Genomic DNA, 21824 nt, shown 5'->3' with positions numbered 1-21824 from the left:
AATGAAAAAACACTTTGCAACACACGATACCTTTGTTATTGAAAAGGTGTATAATTTCACACCTGAAGTGGTATTCGCTGCATGGGCGGACCCAGAGCTTAAAGCAAAATGGTTCACTGAGGCGGAAGAGTTTGATTTTCGAGTGGGTGGACAAGAGATAAATCATGGCGGCCCTCCAGGAGGTCCTGTTTACACATTTAAGGCTCACTATCAGGAGATCATTCCTGACCACCGTATTGTCTATTCTTACACCATGGATCTCGATGAAACGCGGATTTCTGTTTCTGTAGCAACGGTCGAGTTTAAACAAAGTGATGAAGGAACACACCTGATTTTTACCGAGCAAGGCACATTCCTAGACGGCCATGATACAGCTGCAGTTCGTGAGCACGGGACAAGTATTTTGCTGGATCAGCTTGGTGAACAGTTGAAAAATAATCAAGAGTTAAGAGTATCCTCTGGGGTATCGAAGATTATTAACTCTCCTGAGCCAATCTCTGATCGTGAGATTGTCAACACACGTATCTTCAATGTACCACGTGAAATCACGTTCAAAGCATTCAGTGACCCGAATCATTTGGAAAAATGGTGGGGACCCGAGGGCTTTACTAATACGTTTCATGAGTTCGATATGCGACCAAACGGTATTTGGAGTTTCATTATGCATGGACCCAATGGTGTAGATTATGAGAATAAATCCATCTTTTCCGAAATAATTGAACCTGAAAAGATTGTTATCCACCATCTGGGGCCAATACATGAATTTTTATTAACCATTACATTTGCTGAGAAAGAAGGCAAAACCGAAATTATATGGCAAATGCTCCACAAATCAGTTAATGAATGCGAAAAAGTGAGAAGTTTCTGTTACGAAGCCAATGAACAGAACTTTGATCGACTTGAGGCGGAACTGACTAAAATGGTTAGCGGATTGCAACACTAATTTAATTTTATTAAAATAGGCGCTAACATAGAAATTTTACTTATTCAGCTAAAGGGCGCTTTTCTTTAGTAGGAAGGCGTCTTTTTGATATGCCCCTACACATTAAGGGATTAGATTTTATTAAGGTAAAAAAAAATTGTGAAGATTTTCACTTAAACTAACGGGTGCAAGAGTTAAAGATCGGAGCTGCCATATTGGTGGCTTTTTTCTTATTCGACTAACGGGGCAGCATTCCTGTAATGAAGGAAAATGGAGTTTGAACAAAAAAATAACCTCTTGGTAGAATGAGAGAGTCCTGACGCCGGCAAGCAAAAAGGACAAATCTCTCAAATACCAGGAGGCTTTAAAATGAATTATAACCAGAATAAGAAGATAGCTCAAATCACTTCTCAAACTCTTATTATAGGAGTCGATATTGCGAAGTTCAAGCATGTGGCACGTGCCCAGGATTTTAGAGGCATGGAGTTTGGATCTCCGTGTCAATTTGAAAATACAAAAGAGGGATTTGAGCATTTTCTAAAATGGCTTTCAGAAATAAAAATAGAACAGCGTATGGATAAAGTGATGGTAGGCATGGAGCCAACAGGCCACTATTGGTTTAACCTCGCCCATATTTTAAAAGAAAATGGGATTAAATTTGTCGCTGTGAACCCCTTGCACGTCAAGAAAAGCAAGGAGCTGGATGATAACTCACCTACCAAGAATGATGTGAAAGATGCCAAGGTCATAGCTCAGCTGGTCAAGGACGGAAGATACGCCGAACCAACAATACCGCAAGGTGTTTATGCTGAACTCCGTGTGGCAAAGAAAATACGCGATCTTTTAACTGAAGACCTTCAAACGGTCCAAGGACAGGTGCACAATTGGATTGACAGGTACTTTCCGGAATTCTTGAAGGTGTTCAAGAAGTGGGAAGGCAAGGCTGCATTACAATTCTTAAAGCTCTACGCCTTACCCCACGAGATTGTTGAATTCACCGAAGAAGAATTACTAGTCCATTTGAGAAAATCCGTATCCCGGAGTGTTGGATTAAACAAAATTCGGGAGTTAAAACAGGCAGCCAGTCAGTCCATCGGACTTCGACAAGGTGCTGAAATGGCGAGGCTGGAGCTCAAAACCATTCTGGCTAAGTACGATTTAATCCAGTTACAATTCGAAGAATTGGATGCAAAAATAGATGGTCTGCTTGATGAAATACCAGGCGTACAACAAATGTTAGCGATAAAAGGTGTTGGCAGGGATACAATTGCCGGCTTCTTTGCGGAAGTAGGAGATTTAAGCGACTACAGCCATCCCCGGCAAATTATCAAGTTGGCTGGCTTAAGCCTAAAAGAAAATACCTCCGGCAAGCACAAAGGAAAAACGACCATCTCTAAAAGAGGCCGTAAGAAGCTAAGGGCCCTGTTATTTAGGGTTTGTATGATACTCGTCGCCAAGAATACCGCATTTAAGGCGTTACATGCGTACTATACTCAGCGTCCGAATAATCCATTAAAGAAGATGCAGTCCCTGATCGCTCTGTGTAATAAATTGATTCGGATTCTTTTCAGTATAGGTAAAAAGCAATTTAGTTTTAATGAAGAAAAGATGTTAATGGACATCCCTCATTTGGCAGTAACAAAGAAAGTAGAAATGGCTGCTTAACTCTTTTGTCGTTTAGGTAAGAGTAGTTCTTGTTTTATAGATTTTGGAGACATTTGAAGCACGGATTAGTCGGCAAAGCAACTAAATTACGGGCTTGGACCCTGTGGGGCAGCATGGCTGACATCCACCTCATGGAAAGGTTGGACGAAGGAATTTGAGAGCGAAGACTCTGTGAGGCATGGGAGGGTTGACCTCCATGAGTAAATGTGGACATCCACCAGTGCGGTTATATTTTTACTCATCCACCATTTTCTGTAAGGGATTGGTTAGTGGGTTAAAGCTCTTTTTTCTTACCCTGTCCAAAAATATCCTTTCAAGTGAGAATCCTCCAGCTATAAAGGAATTTACCGTTTGGTAAACAACTATGAAATTCTATGAAAACATGAGTAAATCGGCGTTTTCGCTTCTTTTATTGAGGGAGTTTAGTGGAAGAAGGAATATTGGGTAAAATATGTATAAAAAAGGGATATTTTTATGTCTTCTGGACGTGATGAGATGATTACACTGAAATTAATTGTTATTCCGTTATTAAGGGGAAAAGGGTTTAAAGGTTCCTTTCCACATTGAATGTCTAAACTTTAAAAGGTATAATTTAAACTGAGCCAACATGTACCCTGACTCGGAAAATGTTCTGAGTCGAGTTCAGCCGTCGGCTCATTTTAGTCCGCTCATAATCGATTTTCTTTAAAAATATACGCAACAAACCTCATTCCAAGAATTGGATCAGAAGAAATGTTTTGTGAATTTTGAATATTTAACATAATTTGAAATTATTCAAAGTGGAGAAGAGGAAAAAGGGGATTTAGTGGATTATAACGGAAGAAATAACATACTTATCTAGTTATATGATAGTGGATTTTATGAATTTCAACAAACTGTAGGAAATAAAGTTGAACATGCTCCTATTTCCAAAGTTTCAATTATTGATAAAAAAGAAATAACGGAGTAATATCGTCTTTTTACTTAATTCGTATAAGCCATTTCAATTTTCTTCTTTTTATTTCAGTAAATACAAATTCAATATATTCTCTACTTGTTCAATAGCTTTTCTATACATAGTCATTAATAATTCATCCTCTACATAGAACCAAGTAAACAGCTTTTTTCCCTCATTTCTTCTTAGCGTTTTACCTTAATATCTTTCTTTTTAGTGTTCTAAATACACTCATGTAAAGAAATTTTCAATTTGATTTCAGTTAAGATTGTGAAGGATTACACTTAAAGTAACGGGTGCAAGACTTTAAGATCAAGCTGCCATTTCGGTGGCTTTTCTTATTGCACTATAGTGGCAGGATTGTTGAACAAGAGGTGTGTGGGATAAAATAAAAAAGCTACCTTTTAAATAAAAGGGCAGCCTCTATCTTTAAAATAAATCAACCATATATTTTATCACCATTGAAAGGTGTTCCTATAATTTACCACTGTCCTTTGCTAAAGGAGGTTCCTCTAACCAGCCATTCTCTATCATTATTTTGGCTCCGTCTTCAGCAAATAATGCGATTTCTGCTGATAATCGAACATAATCAATCGCCAAATCTTTTCTTGCACTCGTTGCCATACTTGTCCCGTAATATCCTATACTTAACGCAGTTAAAGTAGTAGCCATAAACATCATCATTTTATCCGAAAAGGGGGCTGCTTCAGAGTCAGTTACTTCTACATCCCAAGGTAATGATACAGGTAAGCCCTCTTCCTCTAACACTGAACCAAATACCTTGGTGTGTTTAGAAGCAATTTCCTTTCCCCTTACCATAAATTGCTTCACTTCTTTTGATTGAGTTACCTGACTCCACGCCATCATTACTGTTCTCCCTAATGCGTTTTTTTGTAAATTTGCAAATAAATTTGTAATTTCGACTGCAGTCAAAGGCCTCTTCTTTCCAAATAATCCGGATAAAAAATTGTCACTTTTCACAAAGTGTACTTCTTTTGAGGGAGTCAAAAATGGTGATCGAATGTATAGACCTTTTGATAACAAAAGATTTTTTGAATTCGTATTAAATTTGCTTAGATCATTAACGCATTCGGTAAAATAATCATCTAAATCTAACCTAACAGCAAATGTTTTTGCAATCGCATAAAAACTAAGAGCCATCATACCCATATTATGTGTTAAATACATCATCAAACTATCCGAGAATAATCTTGGGGCAGATATGTTTACATCTTCATCCACTTTAAATCCATTCGGAATTGCATAACCCTCTTTTTGAAAGAGCAGGGATAATTTTGCTAAATGAGTTTCCGATAGTTCTAATCCTTTTTTAATTATGGAGTGTATTTGGCTATCCTCGGTTACCTCCAAAAAGTATGTAAATAAACAATTGCACATGCTACTGTTCATGTAAGCACTCCAAATTTGTGCAACTTCTGAAGCAGATAGTCTTTTGTTGTGTTCAGATTCCATTAACAATCTCCTCCTTCGAATATGTCTTTTTATAAATCTTCCCTAATTTGAAAATATATATTGGTTAATCAGGTTAATAATAAATTCGAAAATATACGAGGAATTTGGTACCATTTTTTCTTATTGCACTAATAGGCAGCATTCCTGTATTGAAATACAGTCATTTTAGTTGATATTAGGGTCTTCGAAACCAATATAAATTGTTAAGTTATTTGAATGCACAGTATTAAGAAAAAGGTAGGGTTAATTCTATTGAGAACGAAACTTCTTTTTCCCGAAAAAAGATTGTGAAATATTGCACTTAAACTATCGGGTGCAAGAGTTAAAGAAAGTGATCGCTGCGGCAATCCTTTTTCTTATGGCAGCTCTGTTACAGAGTTGCTTTTTTACTTTATTACAAAACAATGGCAATCATTAGGATTGTAAATTGAGGAAACATAATAAAACAATTTGAAATGCTGTAAGGTTGTGAGTATAGATGAAAAAATTAATAATTTTAATCTTAGTGATTACTGGGATTTTTCTCCCAGTTCAACTAGCAAATGCAAAGGACTTATTGAAATCGGAGAATGTTGCTTCTATGCAAATAAATCGCTCCACTGGAGGAACACGTACTTTCAGTGAAAGTGATGGGATTGAAGAGTTCATCATCAGAAAGGTTATTGAATGGATTAACACAGCAACTTCTATAAAAGAAACAACAGAATTAGACATAAAAAAAACACCAATTGCCGTATTAAAAATAAAAATGAAAAACGGTGATGTTGCTAAAGTAGAACCTGCTTATGACTGTCATGTTCAAAATCAATCAAAATTATGTACACTAGCAGATGGTGATGTCATCCTCACCCGAAATAATGATAAGTTTCGATTGAAATCTATTGAGCTTTTTGATTGGCTTCTAACAGGGTGGAAACATGAAAGTACCAAGCCACCTCAAGATACGAAAGAAATGATGGTCAATGATATGTTAATGCTTTTATTAGGCCCAGAAATAGATAAAGCGGTGAGCGATTATTACTCTGAATATTTAACTGAAACTCCATTGGTTTACCCATACCAAGTTGAAATCGTAAATGTAGATAGAATTGGTGGTTTCCGTACGTTTCAGTTTCATATCACATTAGAAACTACACCAGTTGTTGGACCACATATTTCTGTTGGAAAAGACAGATTGACTTTTGAAATTTCACCAACCATCATTCCTGGTCAAATTAAACTAAAGAAATTTGAACATCTTGAAACACATGAGCTTCCTCCCAATTGGCAAGACATAATAAAACAGAGAGTCCCGTAAATCATTTAAAGTCTGGCGAAGTAATTTTAATAACTAAAGAAATCGGTAATTTCTTCTTCAACGAAACCAGCTAATAGTTTGTCAATATTTTTCAATAAAAAATAAAATTTAGCCATGATATACTAAAAATATGCATGCCAAATAACCATCCACTAAATGATGGTTGGAAAGTTTTGTCTTATTTAGATGAAAAACTTAATTAGGCTATATCTTGGAGAGTGGTTCTGTTTTTTAATATAGCATAAATCCAATGTAAGAGCTTATTTACACAAGCAATAACGGCTACTTTATAAAGTTTGCCTTCCTCACGCTTTTTATCGTAAAACGCTCTTAATCTCTTGTTTCTAGGGATAATTTCATCCGTTGTTTTTTGTTTGCGACAATCACGAATCCCAGAGCGAACAGCCATATATAAGGCGTGCCGTAACCTACTTGATCCACGTTTTGTAATACGAACAAGAGTTGCTTTAAATTTACCTGATTCAAATACCTCTGGATCCACTCCAGCGAATGCTACAAGTTTCTTTGGGTGATTAAACCGGTCTATCTCCCCAATTTCAGAAATGATCGTTGCAGCGATTTTTTCTCCGATACCAGGGATAGATTGGATAATCTTATATTCTTCAATTTCCTTTGCGAGAGTATCTATCTCAGCCTCCAACTCTGATAGATGCTCTTTATATTGAAGAAGCATATTTATATACATACTAAGACTTAGTAAATGACTATGAAACAGTGTCTTTTGAAATGGATTCCTCTCTGCTGCTTTCTTAAGTTGTTGAGCTTTTTCTTTTGCCCATCTTATTGAACGACTTTTACATAATTCCTTGATTTTATTAGCCAATGTTACTTCACTAACTGCTAAGATATCTTCAGATGCTGGGTATGCTTGCAGAGTAAGCAACGACACAATAGAATATAAGTCTCCAAAAACACCTGTATATTCAGGGAATATTTGATCTAGAACAGCTTGAAATTGCAGCTTCGTTTGTACATACATCCCCGTTATATTTTCATGTTGTCTTGTAAGATTACGAATGTTTAATAGTCGAATTCCACGTTTTTTGTACGGCTCTAAATCCTCTTTATAGTAAAGCTCACAAAGACGATAGGCATCGATGGCATCCGTTTTAACTTTTCTTAAACTAGAACTTTTGGCTCTATGAGAGATTAATGGATTTACGATAATTAATAAATATTGATGTTGCTCTAGAAACTGAACAACTGGAGTATGGTAATGTCCTGTAGCTTCTAAAAAAACCGGAGGTTGAATACCAGCTTTATCTTTTATACTTTCCAGAAACTCAAGTAATGATCTTAGCCCCTCAAGATCATGGTTAATACTAAAGCTTTTACCATAAGGTTTTCCCTTATCCAAAAAAGCCTGAATTTCACTTTTTCCTTTTGAAACATCCAGACTAACGACTGGATTCATTCTAAATCTCCTCCTAAAAATGAACTTGCCAGTAACCCCTAACTCCTCCTAGTAGTATCATAGCTTCGCTTGTTATACGAGATCTTAGTCCCAACCAGCCTCAAACATGTTTAAACTAGTAGGGGGCGAACGGTTTAGCTGACGGGATCAAAGTCCCACGGGTGCGGACGTTCTACCCTGGCTACTGTTATAATAAGACCATCATATAAATAAAGGTCAACCAGCAATATTTTCTAATCTGGTTAACCTTATAATACGAAAGGGTGCGTTACTTGAAGATTGGGCTGCCATAATTGGCGGTTTTTTTGTTATTGTCTTGACGGTTAGGATAGCTAAGGGAGTAAATTATTCATCGTGTAATTCTGTCTTTCGAGGACAAAATATGTTAAGGGATTGTACTGGAAAAGCACTGCCCATTTTTTAATAAGGAGTGAAATGAATGGCTGATAAAAACGAACTCAATAGAGTCGATAACGATACTGGTGAGGCTGTAGGTACTGTTGTTGGTGCTGTCTCTGGTGCTGCCGTGGGTTCTGCTTACGGTCCGATTGGTACTGTGGTAGGAGCAATTACAGGTGGAGTGATGGGTAACAATCTCGGCGAAGGAGCCGAAGAAGCTAATGACGGTAATGCGAACCGAGAAGATTAGATTTTTACAAAGAGGTACATGCATTAAGAAAAAGGGAGCCTTTTTATTTTTCTATTAATTTATTAAGATTCTGCTAGGTAAATTTCTAAAAAAGATTGTGGATTGTTTCACTTAAAGTAACGGGTGCAAGAGTTGCAGAACTGGCTCTCATTTAGGCAGCTTTTCTTATGGAACTAAATGGGCGGGTTAGTTGAACAATCGTCATTAGTTTTTTTCCACAATCGATAATTGCGAAAGCCCCAGTTCCTTTAGATAAAAGGGGATGGGGCGAACTGCTTAACAAAAGGATAGATGTATATGTCGATAAACCATTGGCAGCATCTATTTCAGAAGCAGAAAAATTAGTCGAATTAAGTGAAAAATTGGGAAGAAAGCTTATGGTTGGATTTAATCGTCGTTTTGCTCCAATGTATATGAAAGCAAAGGAAAAAGCGAATAATATAGCTTGGGTACGTGTTAAAAAACACAGAACGGACAGTGTGGGTCCTTATTCTTATGAGTTTACAATGTTAGATGATTATCTTCACTTAGTCGATACAGTACGATGGTTAGGTGATGGGGATCTTAGTGTGCTGTATGGAACTCTTCAAACGAACGATGAACATCAACTTTTATATGCGCAGCATACGTATGAATCCTCTCAAAATATATCTTTCACCACAGCTATGCATAGAAAAGCAGGAACGAATTTAGAACAAATAGAATTTATAACAGACGGGCAATTATCCGTGTAAAAAACATGAATACAACAGAAATCGAAGAAGAAAATGTAATATCTACAACAGTTTCTTCTTCATGGGAAACAACTTTAAAACTAAGTGGCTTTGAAGATGCTGTACAGCATTTCATTTATTGTATTCAAAATGATGAGCAACCTCTTGTTGATGGATTAGAAGGGTTAAAGTCTCAACTACTTCTTGATCAATTACTAAAGCAAAAATAATTAAATTCATAAGTAAATGGTGTATAAAGCTGGCTTTTAAAGTCAGCTTTGTATTTTAATTAATTTCCTAAGATCTCACTTAAGTAATATAGGCAGAAAGAAATATGTTTGTTCCACAAACGGGCGCGATTATACCTTCTCCTAGGTTGTCCCCCTGTGCCATGCATATTGAAGTTTTTATTTAGTAGAAGGGTTAATATATACAAAAAAGCCCTACAAGGGGCTTTTGGTGAGTGAGACTGTCTGTGACAAGTCTATGTGCTAAGCAAAAATAGGCATTTCGGATACACTCTACACTATGCACCAGTTTAACTTGAGTACCCAATCGGATAAGCCTAATTTGGAGTAATCTTTTAGAACATAACCCCAAGAATTAATTCATTATATATCGGCACTTGTCCTTCCATTTTATTATCTTGTACATATATTATTATTACCACCAGCGTAAAACCAACATATTAATACCTTCTCTTTTAAGAGCGTTTGCCTATAAAGCAGACGTTTCTTTGCATTTATTGGCAAATCCTATATTTTGCCTTATCAATATGATATTTGTCCAAGGGATTCTTGTCTTATGAAATATGATACATAGTGAAAGGTTTATTTCGGACATTCTAACAGGTGGTGATAAGTATGTGCTTTGGAGGTTATGGAGGCTATGGCTACGGAGGTGGCTTTTACGGAGGTAGCACTTTCGTGTTAATCGTAGTATTGTTTATCCTTCTAATTATTGTTGGTGCAGCTTGTTTTTATTAATAAACCAATACACGTTCTAGCAGAATGAATCATTAAGGCTGGAGGTTTAAACATGAATGGCGGAGGTACTTCTGGTTTTGCGTTAATCGTAGTATTGTTCATCCTTCTCATCATTGTTGGTGCATCATTTATGATGTACTACTAATAATAAGATAAATAGAGCAGGAAAAAGTCCCTTAATCGGGACTTTTTTAATGTTGAATCACTTGACGTAACCTGAGAAGTTAACGCCCTTATCCGTTCTGGTATTCGATGTCCTCTTTCATTCGTGATATTAAACGAGACAGAATAAATAGCATAAAAGTATCTTCGGTAGAAGAGCCTTTTTTCCGTTCTTTTGTAAATTGTTTTGTTGCGATTTAGCTGTATCTTGGGTTTGTTGAACTTCTTGTTGAGCTTGCTGGACTTATTGTTGAGCTTGTTGAAGTTGTTGTGCATTTGCTTGAGCAGCTTGTTGCGCTTTCTCTTGTGAACAAATTCTAGAGTGAGGCGTCTATAATCCAAGATCTGCCACTTGAATTCCTGATTAATGCTCTAAAGTGCCTGGTCCTGTTGTAATCAACATCAAATAATTATATTTAATTGTTCAATACCATGAAACTGAAAAACACAATAATCCACAACATTGGAAGTAAATTAATTAAGACCGCAAATCGTCTCTTTTTGACTCTGAACACCCAGGATAAAATTGAACCTGTGATTACTACAACTGGATATAAGGAAATAGCTAAAACAAATGAAACGTTAGCTACATTCATACCGTTATCAAAGCTCATAAACGACAATCCCCAGATGACAAACCAGGGAATTAAAGATAGTACATATAAGATTTGGCTAATGATTAGATATGGTTTCATAAGTTCCTCCTCTCTAAAAGTCTAAAGCATTCTAATACTATCAATATAACTAAATATATGAAGGCAGTACAAATAAGAATCTATTTATTAGTAAGAGCTGACTGAATAATTTTATAAATAATTTGGCAAATCAAAGACGGTTTATGTGATATGGAATAAAAATACTGGAAAGTAAGGAGAGATACCAATGAATATAAGCTCATAAAGAAAGGTTATCCAATGGGCTAGGTGTTAGCATCTTAATAAATGGACTCAAACCTGTTGGCAAATGTAATTGAATCTTGGACTATTTCTCAAGTTTAGTATCATTGCTGCTTACAACTTTGGTACCATTGTTGGATGATCTTTATCAAATTCTGAAACATAGGAAAGCTATACCCCTAGACTGTTCATGATTACGGGTTTCGTCTCTTGGTTAAAGCTCCTTTAATGATTTTAAAGACTAGCTTACTATCATTTCAAAATCTGAAAATGAAGGATAAAATTGTTGTACAGATCTAAATAGAGCTAAGATAAAGCCCTTCTCATATAGAGAGGGGCCTTATCTTGTTGGATTTTCTTAGTGGTGGGTGCCATTTCACAAATAAATGTTTTTTGAATTTCAATTGATGGCCCTTAAGACATAATAGCATGGTCCCTTTTGAGCTTAACTTCGTTAACAACAGTGTAAGGAGTAGATTTTTAATAAATCCTTGCAAAGGTTTTCTTACTACTGTTCTAAATGGTGTAAAGCGGTCGCAGCATTGATGATTTCCGATAGGTCTTTCATAATCTGCTCCTAAGAGTGAAATAGAAAAACATACCCCAATTTCCATTTTCGCTTTCAATAGCGGCTGATTTCCATGTTTTTTCCGATTTCAAGAACTGTTGCGGTTCATCAAATACTGCAAAGAATGGGTGTTGCTTTTTTTCATCCCTTAAAGTCATTGCTAGGTCTAGCTTGTAAGAAGTTGACGATTAAATCATAATTTCAGGACCCAAATCACTTTTAGGAACGTTCATAATAATCACTTTCTTTTGTTCCATTAGTTCGACTAAATATATACCCTTATCTGATTTCAAGCACTCAGATAAATACACATCCCCTATTATAATATCTAAGAGGTTATAGATAGGTGATAAGATTTGGGCCAATCGCTTATCTCTTTTTAAAGTTTTCTAAGGTGATCTTATGAATCCGTCTTTTAAACATATAAATACTCTTAAGTTGGTTTAATTGAGGGACTGTTGTATTGTTTTAAATATCTTTAAAATGTACACTTTAAGGTTTGAAACCCATTTTAAACACAGTTGAAAATTCTCAACTTTTTTATAAAACTTTTAAACTTTTTTACATATTACCAAGACCTTTTAAATACGTTTAATAACATCCAATAGCGAAGGGGTGTTATTATGGCGGAAAAAGCGGGTGTATTCTCATGTGATAACGGAGGACATAGTACATGTATTGTGACTGCAAAAAGCTTTAGCCAATTCCCAAGTGTGAAAGGAGAGTTCAGAGAAAGAACACTTGTAAATCCCTCTGGTACTCACGATTATATCGTGGAATTTAAAGGGAGACGATATATGGCTGGAACATTGGCGCAGACGGAATCTCGGTTTCCGATGCAAATGCATTCTCGCTCGAAGCAGCATTTATTTTTTGATTTGTCCACTATGATTTCTTTGCACCAGTTTGGCTATGATAAGAACTACCTGATTACTAGCGTTCCGATATCGATGCATCATGAAGAGGAGAAAGAAGGGATTCGAAAACGATTAGTGGGAGAGTGGTCCATTATTGTGAATGGAATCGAAAGGACTTTTACCATCGAGGATGTAAAAGTGGCTCCTGAGACGGTAAGCGCCTTTTGGATACATGAACCTGAAGGAAAGACGAGGTTTCTTGACATTGGTTCCAGAACCGTAGGCTATGGCACAACTTTGAAAGAGGGGAGTGTCATGAAGTACATCGATTCCGAGAGCGGCACCTTTATGGGAAAAGGGTTGGAGGCAACCGAAACGACCAATTACGAAGAATTCGCAGATTTTATTGCAGGTAAGTTACTGGCTCAATGGGATGAAAATGATAAGGTGTATCTTTTGGGCGGAGGAGCTAAAAATAAATTGATCGTGAATCAGCTTAAAAAGTATTTTAAAAAAACAGAAGTCATGGAAAATGCTCAACTCGCGAATGCAAAGGGAATGTATTTATTAGGGAGGAACGTGTATGGGAGGGCGTAAACTGGATGAATCCAATGTAGATGAATTTATTGAAGATTTACGAACCAGAACTAACGGAACCTACATTCATCAGGGTGTTGCTTTTAATAAAAATTGCAGAAGACAAATGGCTTTATTAAAGAGGGCTCTCCTGGATTCGAGTTCCTTTAGTGGTCTTATTAAAGAGATGCTTGCCATTAGATACCACGATGGTGAAGGTAGACCTATTCAAGATGGCCATATAAACGAAAACAATTTAGAATCAAAGGATAAGCCTATAATAAAAAAGCAAAATGATTTCAGTGGGTGGGTTTAACCCTTATTACCCTCCTTCTTTTTACCCTCTAAACGGGTTTTTTTCTTGATATTTAATGATTTTTGACTAAAAGTTGAAGATTTTTAATGGAGGATAATAAGAAATCGTCTACCCACATATAATAAAGCGACACCAAAAGTGTCGCTTTATTTAATTACTTTATATTGATGCAATTTTTCAAGTATAGAATGTAGTTTTTCTCTTGAGATTCCAGTTGAATCTATTTGATCATCTGTTAGTGATTCCAAATTAATTTCCCATTCGGGCTTTGTATATGTAAACCAAGAACCTATCTGAAACATTCTAATTATGAACGCTTTCCAGTGTCACCAACAGACTTAGTTGCATCGTTTCTTTCTTCTCTAGTCATTGTTAGCACCTCACTTCAATGATTTGTAATCATATCTTGTCCGTATAAAGGAGGCAATATACATGACCATTGATAATAATAAATCCAATAAATTTCAAACGGACCAATCAAAGGTGGTCTATTTGAATCATAGCAATGAAGATATGAATGAAAAAACGGAGGAGACCGAAGAATATTCTTCAATAACAGTTCGTTTTAAAAAAGAAAACTTTGAAAAATTGCTGAACTACACCACTTACGCGAATATTGAAGCTAAAATACAGAAGTTAGACGTGGAATATACACCAGAGGACTTTATTAAAGGAGCAACCATGTACTTTATCAACGCTATGCTTGATAACATTGAACCGGATAAGCCGGAGATCATCAAAAAATTATACGGAACCCTACCTGAATTTGTTCCCATCTTAAATGAAGCGGTAGAACAATTAGGCAGTAGCCCTAAAATGAATATTGAACCCCTTCTCAACGAAAAAGGGGGAGCACTGAAGAATAACATAAAAAAAATCATGAAGGAAAAGAAAATCACCCAAAAAGACTTGTCGGAAATAACGGGAATTGATAAAAGCAATTTATCCATTTACATGAATAACAAGTCACAGCCGTCCATTGAATTCTTTTTAAAGATTTGGCATGCTCTTGAATATCCACCGTTACATGAAATCTTGTACAAAGAAAAAACTTAAAACTAAGGCATTGCTCATCTGGGTTTAATGCTTTTTGACTTTTAACCCTAAGTTTGAGGTCTTTTTTTATTATTGTTTAAATACCAACAAATTAATAAGTTAGTCTCGATCACCCAAGAATTTCAAACCGCCTGCAAGTTTAACGGATAGTAGAAGATTAGGTGAAGATATTAAATCTCAAAAGTCTTGATTTTCAAGGCTTTTTTTATTTTCATATTAAACTTTCCGAAGACAGTCTTTATTTTTTGAGAAGTTGAAGATTTTCAACTTGTAATTAAAAATTTTCAAATTTATGTAATAAAACATGCACCATATGAAGTATTCTTTATCATACACAAAAAGGAGTTGGTTGGAATGGCAGGAGGATTAGGATTCATTTTGATTTCGGTCGGTAAAATTGGGATTGCTGTATTGACTGCTATTGGGTTTTCTAATGGAATGAATTGGTATCATAACCACGAAAGTAAATCCAAAAAAGGTGAGGGTGGGAAACGAAATGTCCACTATCAACGTGAAGATATCCGCGAAAGACTCAACAACGTCCAGAAATAACGCCATCGAATTCATTGTAGATACGAAGAGGAAAGAGGAAAAAATTCGTTTTTTTCTAGTAGAAATGAGAAAAGAGGTGGTAAGTCTTCCGAAGAAAGAACAAAAAGTGTGGAAGAAAAAATTACTTATAGCCTATCAAACATGCGTATCCATGTTGGTGCTTGTAAAACCAGCGGCTGCTGCAACACCGGCACTCAGCACCAATCTCATTCCGACAGACCTATTACAAGTAATTCTTCAGCTAGAATTTTTAGCGGTCATTCTGGGAGTGGGGTTAGCTCAACTTTGTTTTGTAGGAGCGGGGATATACAGGATACTACGAAAAGAAAAAATATCGAAAGAGTGGTCAGTAGATATCATAAAGGGGTTGGTTCAAATCCTGATAGCACCGATAGTCATCATGACAATCACATACATCATTTATTTTTTATTCGGAAATTCCGAATGGTTTATCAATCCATTAGAAATTTATTCACACCAAAAAAGTCCATTCCCTTCGCCGCAATAACAACTACTTTACTTTTTTCAACCATTCATGCAGTAAAGGCTAAAACTCTCCAAGATGATTTTGATTTCATTCCGGGAAGCGGAACTATTCATGATTCAACCTCATCGTCACCGAACCATTTGAATCCGTTTAGTCAGGCTCAGGAGTTCTTTCAACAATCTCAGGATTTCTTTGTTAAAATTAACGCTATTATGAATTGGTTTAGTGATTTATCTACTCATATTGCACAGTGGAGTGTGAATTTACTTAGTTGGATCTATGAATTAATTTCAGCCTTAACCTTGCAGACCCCACTATGGATGTTTAAAAACACATGGTTTGCGGATACCTCCCTTGTTTTTTCTTCAGTCTCAATTGGGCTAATTATTCTATTAACAATGTTTGAAAGCATGAAACAAATAATTAAACAAAAGCATGTGGATTTTTCCAAAATCATCAAACGTTTACCGGTTGCGATTATTGGTGCAGGAGCAGCTCCGTATTTATTTAGAAAAACCTTTGAAATACTGAATCAAATATCAATGTCTATCACAAAAATTGGCGGGATTGAAATTCGTTCTACTGATGTGATTTCGCATTCTAAATTATCCGGATTGGATACGACAGCTTTAATAGGATTTGATATCATCCTGATTCTCATTTTGATTCCTCTGATTTTGCAGACGGGTCGAAGATGGTTCGATTTAATCACACTTGGCATTATGGCACCGCTCGCTCTTTCTTGCTTCATTTTTGATAATTATCGCAGCTACTTTAACATGTGGTGGAACAACATTAAGCATTTATCATTGATCCAATTGGTGTATGCGAGTTTTATTTGCGTAATGGGGATTTTTATCTTTGGAACCCGAAACGTTGTCGATGGGAATGGTTTTTACATGAAGGAACTTGTGGTCATTGGCGGGTTATGGAGAATGGCAAATCCTCCTAACTTTGTTCTAAAGCACGGTGACTCTGGAAGAGATGTAACCCATATGTTTAGAGATCTGAAAAATATCTTTTTGAAAAAGACGCTATCACCCTTAAAAAAGGGTAAAAATCTCATGGGAAAAATTAAACCTAAAAAGTAAGGAGTGTTAACTATCGGATTTTTGTTGAAGGAGACGAAACAACATCCCTTTGCTTTTGTTAATCAGGATGATTTTAATGCGAACACCATGGATCATGTAATTGATAATCCAAAACTAAAAGGAGCCCTCTTTGGAATAGAAAAAATGATAACGAAAAAAGAAAGTAATGTTGTATTATTTGTTCCTCCTAGGGCGGTTTTGGATTCAGAAAAAGTTAAAAAACCAATCGAAATACCAATTGATGCTTATTCACATGTATTTTCAATAGAACTAGAAAAAAACAGCCTATTTCCATTGAATTTTACTCCTTACAAGCATGTTTTTTCTGAACTTTCTTCCCTGGATTTATATCTAGAGGAGGACCAATTCATTCTCATGCAATTGCTTCTTTTAAATAGAAACGATAGTTTGAGGAACGAATTTATTTCTCAATACACCGACTATTTAAATGGAGTCGATAATCCGCTACCTAATAAATTCATTCGAATAATTCAGCGTAAAATTGTATTAGCAATGGATAAATGGGTAGATCAGGATTCAGTAAGAGAACCGGTGGAGGAGATAGAAAGAAAAATCTTAGAAGACGTTTTTCAATTTGAGTTCCGAATCATTCTTAACTACGCAAATGAACCATCTTTGTTCGTTGAAAAGATTAAAGAACTACTGGTCCCACATGCTTCCTTTAATGCCCTTTGTTTAAAAGCTATAGATGCACGTAAAATGGTTCCTTTTATTCAAAATCGGATGTTTAGTTCAATCATCTATCATGAATTAGTATCAAAATCAGAATTGTTGTCGCTTTTTTCACAGGATTTCAACCAAATCGTCCCTGAAATTGAAAAAGCAAAGGAAGAAGTTGACCCTGAACCTGAGAATTCGGAAAATGTAGAGTTAATGAAGATATTACCAGAAGGAAAAGTTCAAACTTCTGATTCGAATGAACAGCAATATGTCAGTATGTTTGCCAATACATTTAAAGCACTGAAGCTGCTTCACGCCCATGAATTTTTAAAAATCGATTCCGTTGAGGAAGGGGCAACACTTCGTAAATTAACCTTTTTCCTTCCGAATGGTATTAAATTATCTGATGTAAAGGGGAACTTAGTTAACATTCAGGCCCAAACAGGTATTGATTACATTGACATCAGTAAAGGAGAAAAACCTGGAACCGTTTCGTTTAAGTTTCCGAAAGAAAAAAGAAGTATTGTGTATTTAAGAGATTTGCTCCAAAATGATGAATTTAAACGATTTATGAAAAAGTCTATTTTGCCTTTTTCGATAGGTACGGACGAAATAGGTAATCCCATTTACATTGATCTTGCGAAAGTGTATCACCTGCTCATTGCTGGTTCAACCGGCAGCGGGAAGAGTGTATTTTTGGTTCAATTACTTTTAACCTTGATTATCGTAAGGAAACCATCAGAACTTCAGTTATATATGATTGACCCGAAGCGGGTGGAATTAAAGAAGTTTAAAGAGTTTCCTCATGTAAAAGAACTTGTATATGATGCAGACGAAGCTGTTGTGATTCTGAATTCATTAATATATGAAATGGAGAAAAGATATGAGTTGTTGGATGAGTATGATGTGGACGAATTATGTGAATACAACAAAAAAAGACCAAAAGAGAAACTCCCATATATAGTTTGTGTGATTGATGAGTTCGCTGATTTAATTATGCTAAACGATGATGTGAAAACCTCAATTGTACGGTTAGGTCAGAAAGCACGAGCGTGCGGGATCCACTTAATATGTGCGACGCAGCGTCCAGAGGCAAAAATTGTTGATGGCCTAATTAAGGCGAATTTACCTACAAAGATAAGTTTCCGTTGTTCTTCGATACACGATTATAAGACAGTATTCGGAAATGCACAACCTTACCACTTGTTAGGGAATGGGGATGGAAGTATTAAACTAGAAGGTGCCTCCAGAGAATTTATTCGTTTTCAAGGACCCGTAATACATGAAGATAAATCCGTCGCACAAGCTTGTTTAAAAAAACTATCTATGAAGATTAATGATGATGGAATGGAGGGTATTGAGTTACTCGAAACCATTCAACCATCTGAACCTGAAATCGAGCCAATTGATAAATTAAAATCCATCATTGCAAAAACTGGTGAAACCCGGATTAGCCAATTGCAAAAACATATGAAAATGCGGATTAATACAGTTCAAGACTTGATGACTGTATTGGTTGAAGAGGGGTGGTTGATTAAACATAAAGCGAAATCAAAAGGGTATGAACTTATTGCTAGTGAAGAGGAGCTGCAACAGTGGAGAAATAAGAATTCAGAAAACGACGTATCCGATGAGAATCCATAATATCGCTGTGTTTAAATAACATAATTTACATTATTTAAGAAATGGGGAGTTTAGATAAGAAAATAACTGATTAAAAATTAAGCTACTATCATTTAAAACTAATTCGTAGAATCCGTTGAATGCAGTTAACGGAAGAGGGATTTGCATATATCACAAAATATGAGAATTCAACAGCAGGGAGGTCTTTATGATCTCGTGTTAGGATTAGCAACGTTTAAATATATCCAGTTTGTCTTTCAAATTGTAATGCCAATAAAAAGCGATCTTTCTGAACAACACCGACAAATCTGGTAATATGTAAATTACCTTATATATCAAAATTAACATATAAATTAAAGTATATTTTAATTTGTTAAGAATCATTGAAGTCTACTAACCAATTGTTTAGTTCTGAAAGACAAGATATGTACTTGGACTGTCCTCATTTTTTGAGCACTTTTCCCCAATCGGGGGAGTTGTTGGTATAAAACAGCATTAATACAAGTGCTTTCTTTGAGAAAATTATTTATGGTTTATACGGATTTAGTGGAATAATTGGAATAGGGCAGAGTGAGGTTACGATATTGTATTGGGGTTTAAGATTGATTTGCATATTTACTCCGGCAGTCGCGAGCTCACCTATTATTCCACTGAAGTTGTTTGAGAGGGCATCTGGTGGGTTTGTCGGACCAAAAGTAATCGGACGCTTGGTGGTTTCAATCAGTGCATTCCATCGCGTTATGGAGGGAAGGTTTTGATCGTTGGGAAGGAACCGATTGAGTTGCGCACGACGCGGTTTAGTCATTGAAACGACAATCGAAGTTTGCGTAAGACCTTCAACGCTATAGGTAAGCGTGCCCGTAGTTGGGTTCCATGCGATGAGGGTAGTATTAAGGTTCATATTTATCCCTCCTTTAAATCAAGATTTAATTTATCATATGCTTGTACCAAAAATGAGTTCGGATACTTATATCAGCATTTATAAACTTTAATAAAACCCGCTTTGAAACAGTAGGTTATTATAAAAGAAGCCCAAATCTAAAAAGGTTAGATTGGGCTTCCTTCATAAAATTTAGGATTATATTTAAGTTTATTTCCTATTTACATTCAACAATTAAGAAATGTTTTTTAATTCTTCAGTTAATCGTAAAAATTCTCTTTTGTTTTTGTCTCGTAAGGATTGGTCAATTTTCTGTTGAATTTTTTCTTTTCGGAAATCAAGTAGAGATTTGTCTAACAGCATTTCAGCAAATAGAGAATCGATTACATTTAATACAGGCTTTTTTGAATTAAGCAAATCCTTCTCCATAAAAATCAACTCCTGACCTTTTTTTTATTTTATCAATCAATTTCCTAAAATTCAAAACATTCGAATTGTAATTCCTGACAATTAAAAAATAATTTCACATTGTTCGATAAAGGGAGTACCTATTGTATGACAATAAAGAGAAGTTTCATTACAAAAAGTTATTTAAAACACCGTGTTATTTTTTTCTAGTTTTCGACAACCTTTTCGTATCTTTGCGCTAAGAAACCTATCTATTACAAGGGCTTGCTCGGTCTCTAATCAAACGTTTGTGTAGAAACCTAGTTTGTCGAAAACAGGTACAATTTTGTGATGTATGTCACTATCTAAGAGTTTGGGAGATAAATCAAGAAAGCGGTACGGATTTTTCCGACAATAAATTTTCGTGGAAACTGGAGCAATGTGTGTTATCAAAAGGCTTTGTAGTGGTTTTAATCAAACGTTTGATTGGAAATATGAGTATTGGAATTTGTCGGTTTGTAGGCGTTAAGAGTTTGAAGTAAAGAGATCTTGATGCAATTTGGGACATAAGTAATTTAAAAATGACAGTAGACAATCATGTAATTAATAGTTTGATAACATGGTTTGAAATTGAATATGAGAAATTATAAACGGAATGGAAAAGTGGACAGTACGCTAACCTTTCTGATTGCCCATCCTTTAAAGGAACCTATACAGATAGAAGGATTTTGTGGGGGCTCGTGGGGGCTCATTCCATCAATTTTCTAATTTCGGTGTTTATGCGTATATTGTGAATTACAGTTTTGATTCACAACAGGATAAGGAATTTACTAATCAGTTAGTTGAATTTATTATGGAGGTTTAACGATGGAAAATTTTGATTGGGAATATTGCGCAGAATGTGGAGATCAAAAACCACTGGAAGAATCGAACTATAGGTTATGTCCTGATTGTCGAGAAGATCTTGAATGTGATGAGGATTGGTTTAAATAGCTTAATAAAGAAGGAATTAAAATGTTATTTGGTACCGGGATTCTCTTAGCAGCTGGAACAACTATCGGAATAGCTTTAGTTGTTGTTAAAGTATGTCATGAATTAGGGATTCATTGGTTAGGAACAGCGATGAAGCGGGTTATCCATAACGTTGGTTTTGCTCTAGCCTTTATTTTATTGAAACTAATCCATTATTGAGGTGATTAAATGAAATTATGGACTGACATAAAAGTACGTTACAAAATTATCAAAGCATTTCGAGCAGGTTCCATTTATAAAACGATTGGCACTGGAGAAAATGAAAAGAAAATCTTCCCTAAGATCCACTCTATTACAATCACTGACTTTTCCACTGAATATGTTTTTACCCTTCCAACTGGACTAAATCCCGATTTATTTAAGAAAGGCTATTACTCTTTTCAACAAGTATTTGGCACATAACATGAAGCTTGAAGGTGAAATTATAGAGTATGTGCTGACCATTAATAAATCCACATTACAAAAGGGAGCTTACCTATAATTTCAAAAAGATTAAACCAACATTAGCTGACTTTGAAATGCCAATTGTTTGTGGGGTAGACTATGATGCTGTCACAGCTCCAAACTGCTTGATTTCAGGCGACTG

The 21824-nt window shown here is 35.7% G+C and carries 21 protein-coding genes and 1 pseudogene; 17 read left to right on the top strand and 5 right to left on the bottom strand.

Features of this window, described 5'->3' with window-relative positions:
- The first annotated feature begins 1 nt into the window (after position 1).
- A complete protein-coding gene (locus tag RCG21_RS32210) occupies positions 2–943 on the top strand; it encodes an SRPBCC family protein (RefSeq protein WP_308914494.1) in 942 nt (313 codons plus the stop codon).
- 348 nt (positions 944–1291) lie between these two features.
- Positions 1292–2587, top strand: coding sequence for an IS110 family RNA-guided transposase (locus RCG21_RS32205; protein ID WP_308914493.1), 1296 nt, complete (start codon positions 1292–1294; stop codon positions 2585–2587).
- A gap of 1408 nt (positions 2588–3995) precedes the next feature.
- Here the strand turns inward: RCG21_RS32205 and RCG21_RS32200 are convergent.
- Complete coding sequence (locus tag RCG21_RS32200) at positions 3996–4994, bottom strand: DUF3231 family protein (RefSeq protein WP_308914492.1); 999 nt, start codon at positions 4992–4994, stop codon at positions 3996–3998.
- Between the two features lie 478 nt (positions 4995–5472).
- Between RCG21_RS32200 and RCG21_RS32195 the strand changes: the two genes are divergently transcribed.
- Positions 5473–6291, top strand: a complete 819-nt coding sequence (locus tag RCG21_RS32195; RefSeq protein WP_308914491.1) for a DUF3888 domain-containing protein — start codon at positions 5473–5475, stop codon at positions 6289–6291.
- Positions 6292–6490: 199 nt separating this feature from the next.
- Here RCG21_RS32195 and RCG21_RS32190 read toward each other — a convergent pair whose 3' ends face one another.
- Positions 6491–7726, bottom strand: a complete 1236-nt coding sequence (locus RCG21_RS32190) for an IS110 family RNA-guided transposase (protein WP_308914490.1) — start codon at positions 7724–7726, stop codon at positions 6491–6493.
- Between the two features lie 439 nt (positions 7727–8165).
- Here RCG21_RS32190 and RCG21_RS32185 point away from each other — a divergent pair, with 439 nt between their 5' ends.
- From RCG21_RS32185 to RCG21_RS32170, 4 genes and pseudogenes are all read left to right on the top strand, one after another.
- Positions 8166–8375, top strand: a complete 210-nt coding sequence (locus RCG21_RS32185) for a Blp family class II bacteriocin (protein WP_308914489.1) — start codon at positions 8166–8168, stop codon at positions 8373–8375.
- 269 nt (positions 8376–8644) lie between these two features.
- Positions 8645–9318: pseudogene (locus tag RCG21_RS32180) on the top strand (Gfo/Idh/MocA family protein); the annotation flags it as partial.
- A gap of 633 nt (positions 9319–9951) precedes the next feature.
- The gene (locus RCG21_RS32175; RefSeq protein WP_081810803.1) at positions 9952–10074 is read left to right on the top strand and encodes a YjcZ family sporulation protein; all 123 of its coding nucleotides are present in this window, start codon (positions 9952–9954) and stop codon (positions 10072–10074) included.
- Positions 10075–10126: 52 nt separating this feature from the next.
- The gene (locus RCG21_RS32170; protein ID WP_308914488.1) at positions 10127–10219 is read left to right on the top strand and encodes a YjcZ family sporulation protein; all 93 of its coding nucleotides are present in this window, start codon (positions 10127–10129) and stop codon (positions 10217–10219) included.
- A gap of 433 nt (positions 10220–10652) precedes the next feature.
- Here the strand turns inward: RCG21_RS32170 and RCG21_RS32165 are convergent, their stop codons facing one another.
- Positions 10653–10931, bottom strand: coding sequence for a hypothetical protein (locus RCG21_RS32165; protein ID WP_308914487.1), 279 nt, complete (start codon positions 10929–10931; stop codon positions 10653–10655).
- Positions 10932–12323: 1392 nt separating this feature from the next.
- Here RCG21_RS32165 and RCG21_RS32160 point away from each other — a divergent pair.
- From RCG21_RS32160 to RCG21_RS32130, 7 genes are all read left to right on the top strand, one after another.
- A complete protein-coding gene (locus tag RCG21_RS32160; RefSeq protein WP_308914486.1) occupies positions 12324–13154 on the top strand; it encodes a ParM/StbA family protein in 831 nt (276 codons plus the stop codon).
- Positions 13141–13449, top strand: a complete 309-nt coding sequence (locus RCG21_RS32155; RefSeq protein ID WP_308914485.1) for a hypothetical protein — start codon at positions 13141–13143, stop codon at positions 13447–13449. The genes RCG21_RS32160 and RCG21_RS32155 overlap by 14 nt, the downstream gene beginning before the upstream one ends.
- Before the next feature lie 432 nt (positions 13450–13881).
- On the top strand, positions 13882–14505 hold the full coding sequence (locus RCG21_RS32150) for a helix-turn-helix domain-containing protein (RefSeq protein ID WP_308914484.1): 624 nt from the start codon (positions 13882–13884) through the stop codon (positions 14503–14505).
- 354 nt (positions 14506–14859) lie between these two features.
- Entirely contained in the window at positions 14860–15057 is a 198-nt protein-coding gene (locus tag RCG21_RS32145) for a hypothetical protein (protein WP_308914483.1), read from the top strand.
- Positions 15002–15565, top strand: coding sequence for a hypothetical protein (locus tag RCG21_RS32140; RefSeq protein ID WP_308914482.1), 564 nt, complete (start codon positions 15002–15004; stop codon positions 15563–15565). Before RCG21_RS32145 ends, RCG21_RS32140 begins: the two co-directional genes overlap by 56 nt.
- Positions 15502–16635 (top strand): hypothetical protein, encoded by a 1134-nt coding sequence (locus RCG21_RS32135; RefSeq protein WP_308914481.1) that lies wholly within the window; start codon positions 15502–15504, stop codon positions 16633–16635. Before RCG21_RS32140 ends, RCG21_RS32135 begins: the two co-directional genes overlap by 64 nt.
- Before the next feature lie 3 nt (positions 16636–16638).
- On the top strand, positions 16639–18960 hold the full coding sequence (locus RCG21_RS32130; protein ID WP_308914480.1) for an FtsK/SpoIIIE domain-containing protein: 2322 nt from the start codon (positions 16639–16641) through the stop codon (positions 18958–18960).
- Positions 18961–19465: 505 nt separating this feature from the next.
- On the opposite strand, the gene RCG21_RS32125 is transcribed toward RCG21_RS32130, so the two are convergent.
- On the bottom strand, positions 19466–19840 hold the full coding sequence (locus tag RCG21_RS32125; protein ID WP_308914479.1) for a hypothetical protein: 375 nt from the start codon (positions 19838–19840) through the stop codon (positions 19466–19468).
- Between the two features lie 213 nt (positions 19841–20053).
- Positions 20054–20248, bottom strand: a complete 195-nt coding sequence (locus RCG21_RS32120; protein ID WP_308914478.1) for an IDEAL domain-containing protein — start codon at positions 20246–20248, stop codon at positions 20054–20056.
- A gap of 825 nt (positions 20249–21073) precedes the next feature.
- Between RCG21_RS32120 and RCG21_RS32115 the strand changes: the two genes are divergently transcribed.
- Genes RCG21_RS32115 through RCG21_RS32105 form a run of 3 tightly spaced genes read left to right on the top strand, consistent with a single transcriptional unit; the run spans position 21074 to position 21640 of the window.
- Positions 21074–21199 (top strand): hypothetical protein, encoded by a 126-nt coding sequence (locus RCG21_RS32115; protein ID WP_308914477.1) that lies wholly within the window; start codon positions 21074–21076, stop codon positions 21197–21199.
- A gap of 21 nt (positions 21200–21220) precedes the next feature.
- A complete protein-coding gene (locus tag RCG21_RS32110; protein ID WP_308914476.1) occupies positions 21221–21397 on the top strand; it encodes a hypothetical protein in 177 nt (58 codons plus the stop codon).
- Positions 21398–21406: 9 nt separating this feature from the next.
- Positions 21407–21640: a hypothetical protein gene (locus tag RCG21_RS32105; protein ID WP_308914475.1), complete on the top strand. Its 234-nt coding sequence runs from the start codon at positions 21407–21409 to the stop codon at positions 21638–21640.
- The last annotated feature ends 184 nt before the right edge of the window (positions 21641–21824 follow it).

Origin of the sequence: Bacillus salipaludis, assembly GCF_030938565.1 — a bacterium.
GTDB lineage: Bacteria > Bacillota > Bacilli > Bacillales > Cytobacillaceae > Neobacillus > Neobacillus salipaludis_A.
The sequence above is the reverse complement of the archived record's forward strand: the minus strand, read 5'-3'. Positions and strand labels throughout refer to the sequence as shown.

Excerpts from the sequence above, each read along its gene's own strand:
- RCG21_RS32210 (WP_308914494.1), top strand. The coding sequence starts at position 2 with ATGAAAAAACACTTTGCAACACACGATACCTTTGTTATTGAAAAGGTG.
- RCG21_RS32205 (WP_308914493.1), top strand. The coding sequence starts at position 1,292 with ATGAATTATAACCAGAATAAGAAGATAGCTCAAATCACTTCTCAAACT.
- RCG21_RS32200 (WP_308914492.1), bottom strand. The coding sequence starts at position 4,994 with ATGGAATCTGAACACAACAAAAGACTATCTGCTTCAGAAGTTGCACAA.
- RCG21_RS32195 (WP_308914491.1), top strand. The coding sequence starts at position 5,473 with ATGAAAAAATTAATAATTTTAATCTTAGTGATTACTGGGATTTTTCTC.
- RCG21_RS32190 (WP_308914490.1), bottom strand. The coding sequence starts at position 7,726 with ATGAATCCAGTCGTTAGTCTGGATGTTTCAAAAGGAAAAAGTGAAATT.
- RCG21_RS32185 (WP_308914489.1), top strand. The coding sequence starts at position 8,166 with ATGGCTGATAAAAACGAACTCAATAGAGTCGATAACGATACTGGTGAG.
- RCG21_RS32175 (WP_081810803.1), top strand. The coding sequence starts at position 9,952 with ATGTGCTTTGGAGGTTATGGAGGCTATGGCTACGGAGGTGGCTTTTAC.
- RCG21_RS32170 (WP_308914488.1), top strand. The coding sequence starts at position 10,127 with ATGAATGGCGGAGGTACTTCTGGTTTTGCGTTAATCGTAGTATTGTTC.
- RCG21_RS32165 (WP_308914487.1), bottom strand. The coding sequence starts at position 10,931 with ATGAAACCATATCTAATCATTAGCCAAATCTTATATGTACTATCTTTA.
- RCG21_RS32160 (WP_308914486.1), top strand. The coding sequence starts at position 12,324 with ATGGCGGAAAAAGCGGGTGTATTCTCATGTGATAACGGAGGACATAGT.
- RCG21_RS32155 (WP_308914485.1), top strand. The coding sequence starts at position 13,141 with ATGGGAGGGCGTAAACTGGATGAATCCAATGTAGATGAATTTATTGAA.
- RCG21_RS32150 (WP_308914484.1), top strand. The coding sequence starts at position 13,882 with ATGACCATTGATAATAATAAATCCAATAAATTTCAAACGGACCAATCA.
- RCG21_RS32145 (WP_308914483.1), top strand. The coding sequence starts at position 14,860 with ATGGCAGGAGGATTAGGATTCATTTTGATTTCGGTCGGTAAAATTGGG.
- RCG21_RS32140 (WP_308914482.1), top strand. The coding sequence starts at position 15,002 with ATGTCCACTATCAACGTGAAGATATCCGCGAAAGACTCAACAACGTCC.
- RCG21_RS32135 (WP_308914481.1), top strand. The coding sequence starts at position 15,502 with ATGGTTTATCAATCCATTAGAAATTTATTCACACCAAAAAAGTCCATT.
- RCG21_RS32125 (WP_308914479.1), bottom strand. The coding sequence starts at position 19,840 with ATGAACCTTAATACTACCCTCATCGCATGGAACCCAACTACGGGCACG.
- RCG21_RS32120 (WP_308914478.1), bottom strand. The coding sequence starts at position 20,248 with ATGGAGAAGGATTTGCTTAATTCAAAAAAGCCTGTATTAAATGTAATC.
- RCG21_RS32115 (WP_308914477.1), top strand. The coding sequence starts at position 21,074 with ATGGAAAATTTTGATTGGGAATATTGCGCAGAATGTGGAGATCAAAAA.
- RCG21_RS32110 (WP_308914476.1), top strand. The coding sequence starts at position 21,221 with ATGTTATTTGGTACCGGGATTCTCTTAGCAGCTGGAACAACTATCGGA.
- RCG21_RS32105 (WP_308914475.1), top strand. The coding sequence starts at position 21,407 with ATGAAATTATGGACTGACATAAAAGTACGTTACAAAATTATCAAAGCA.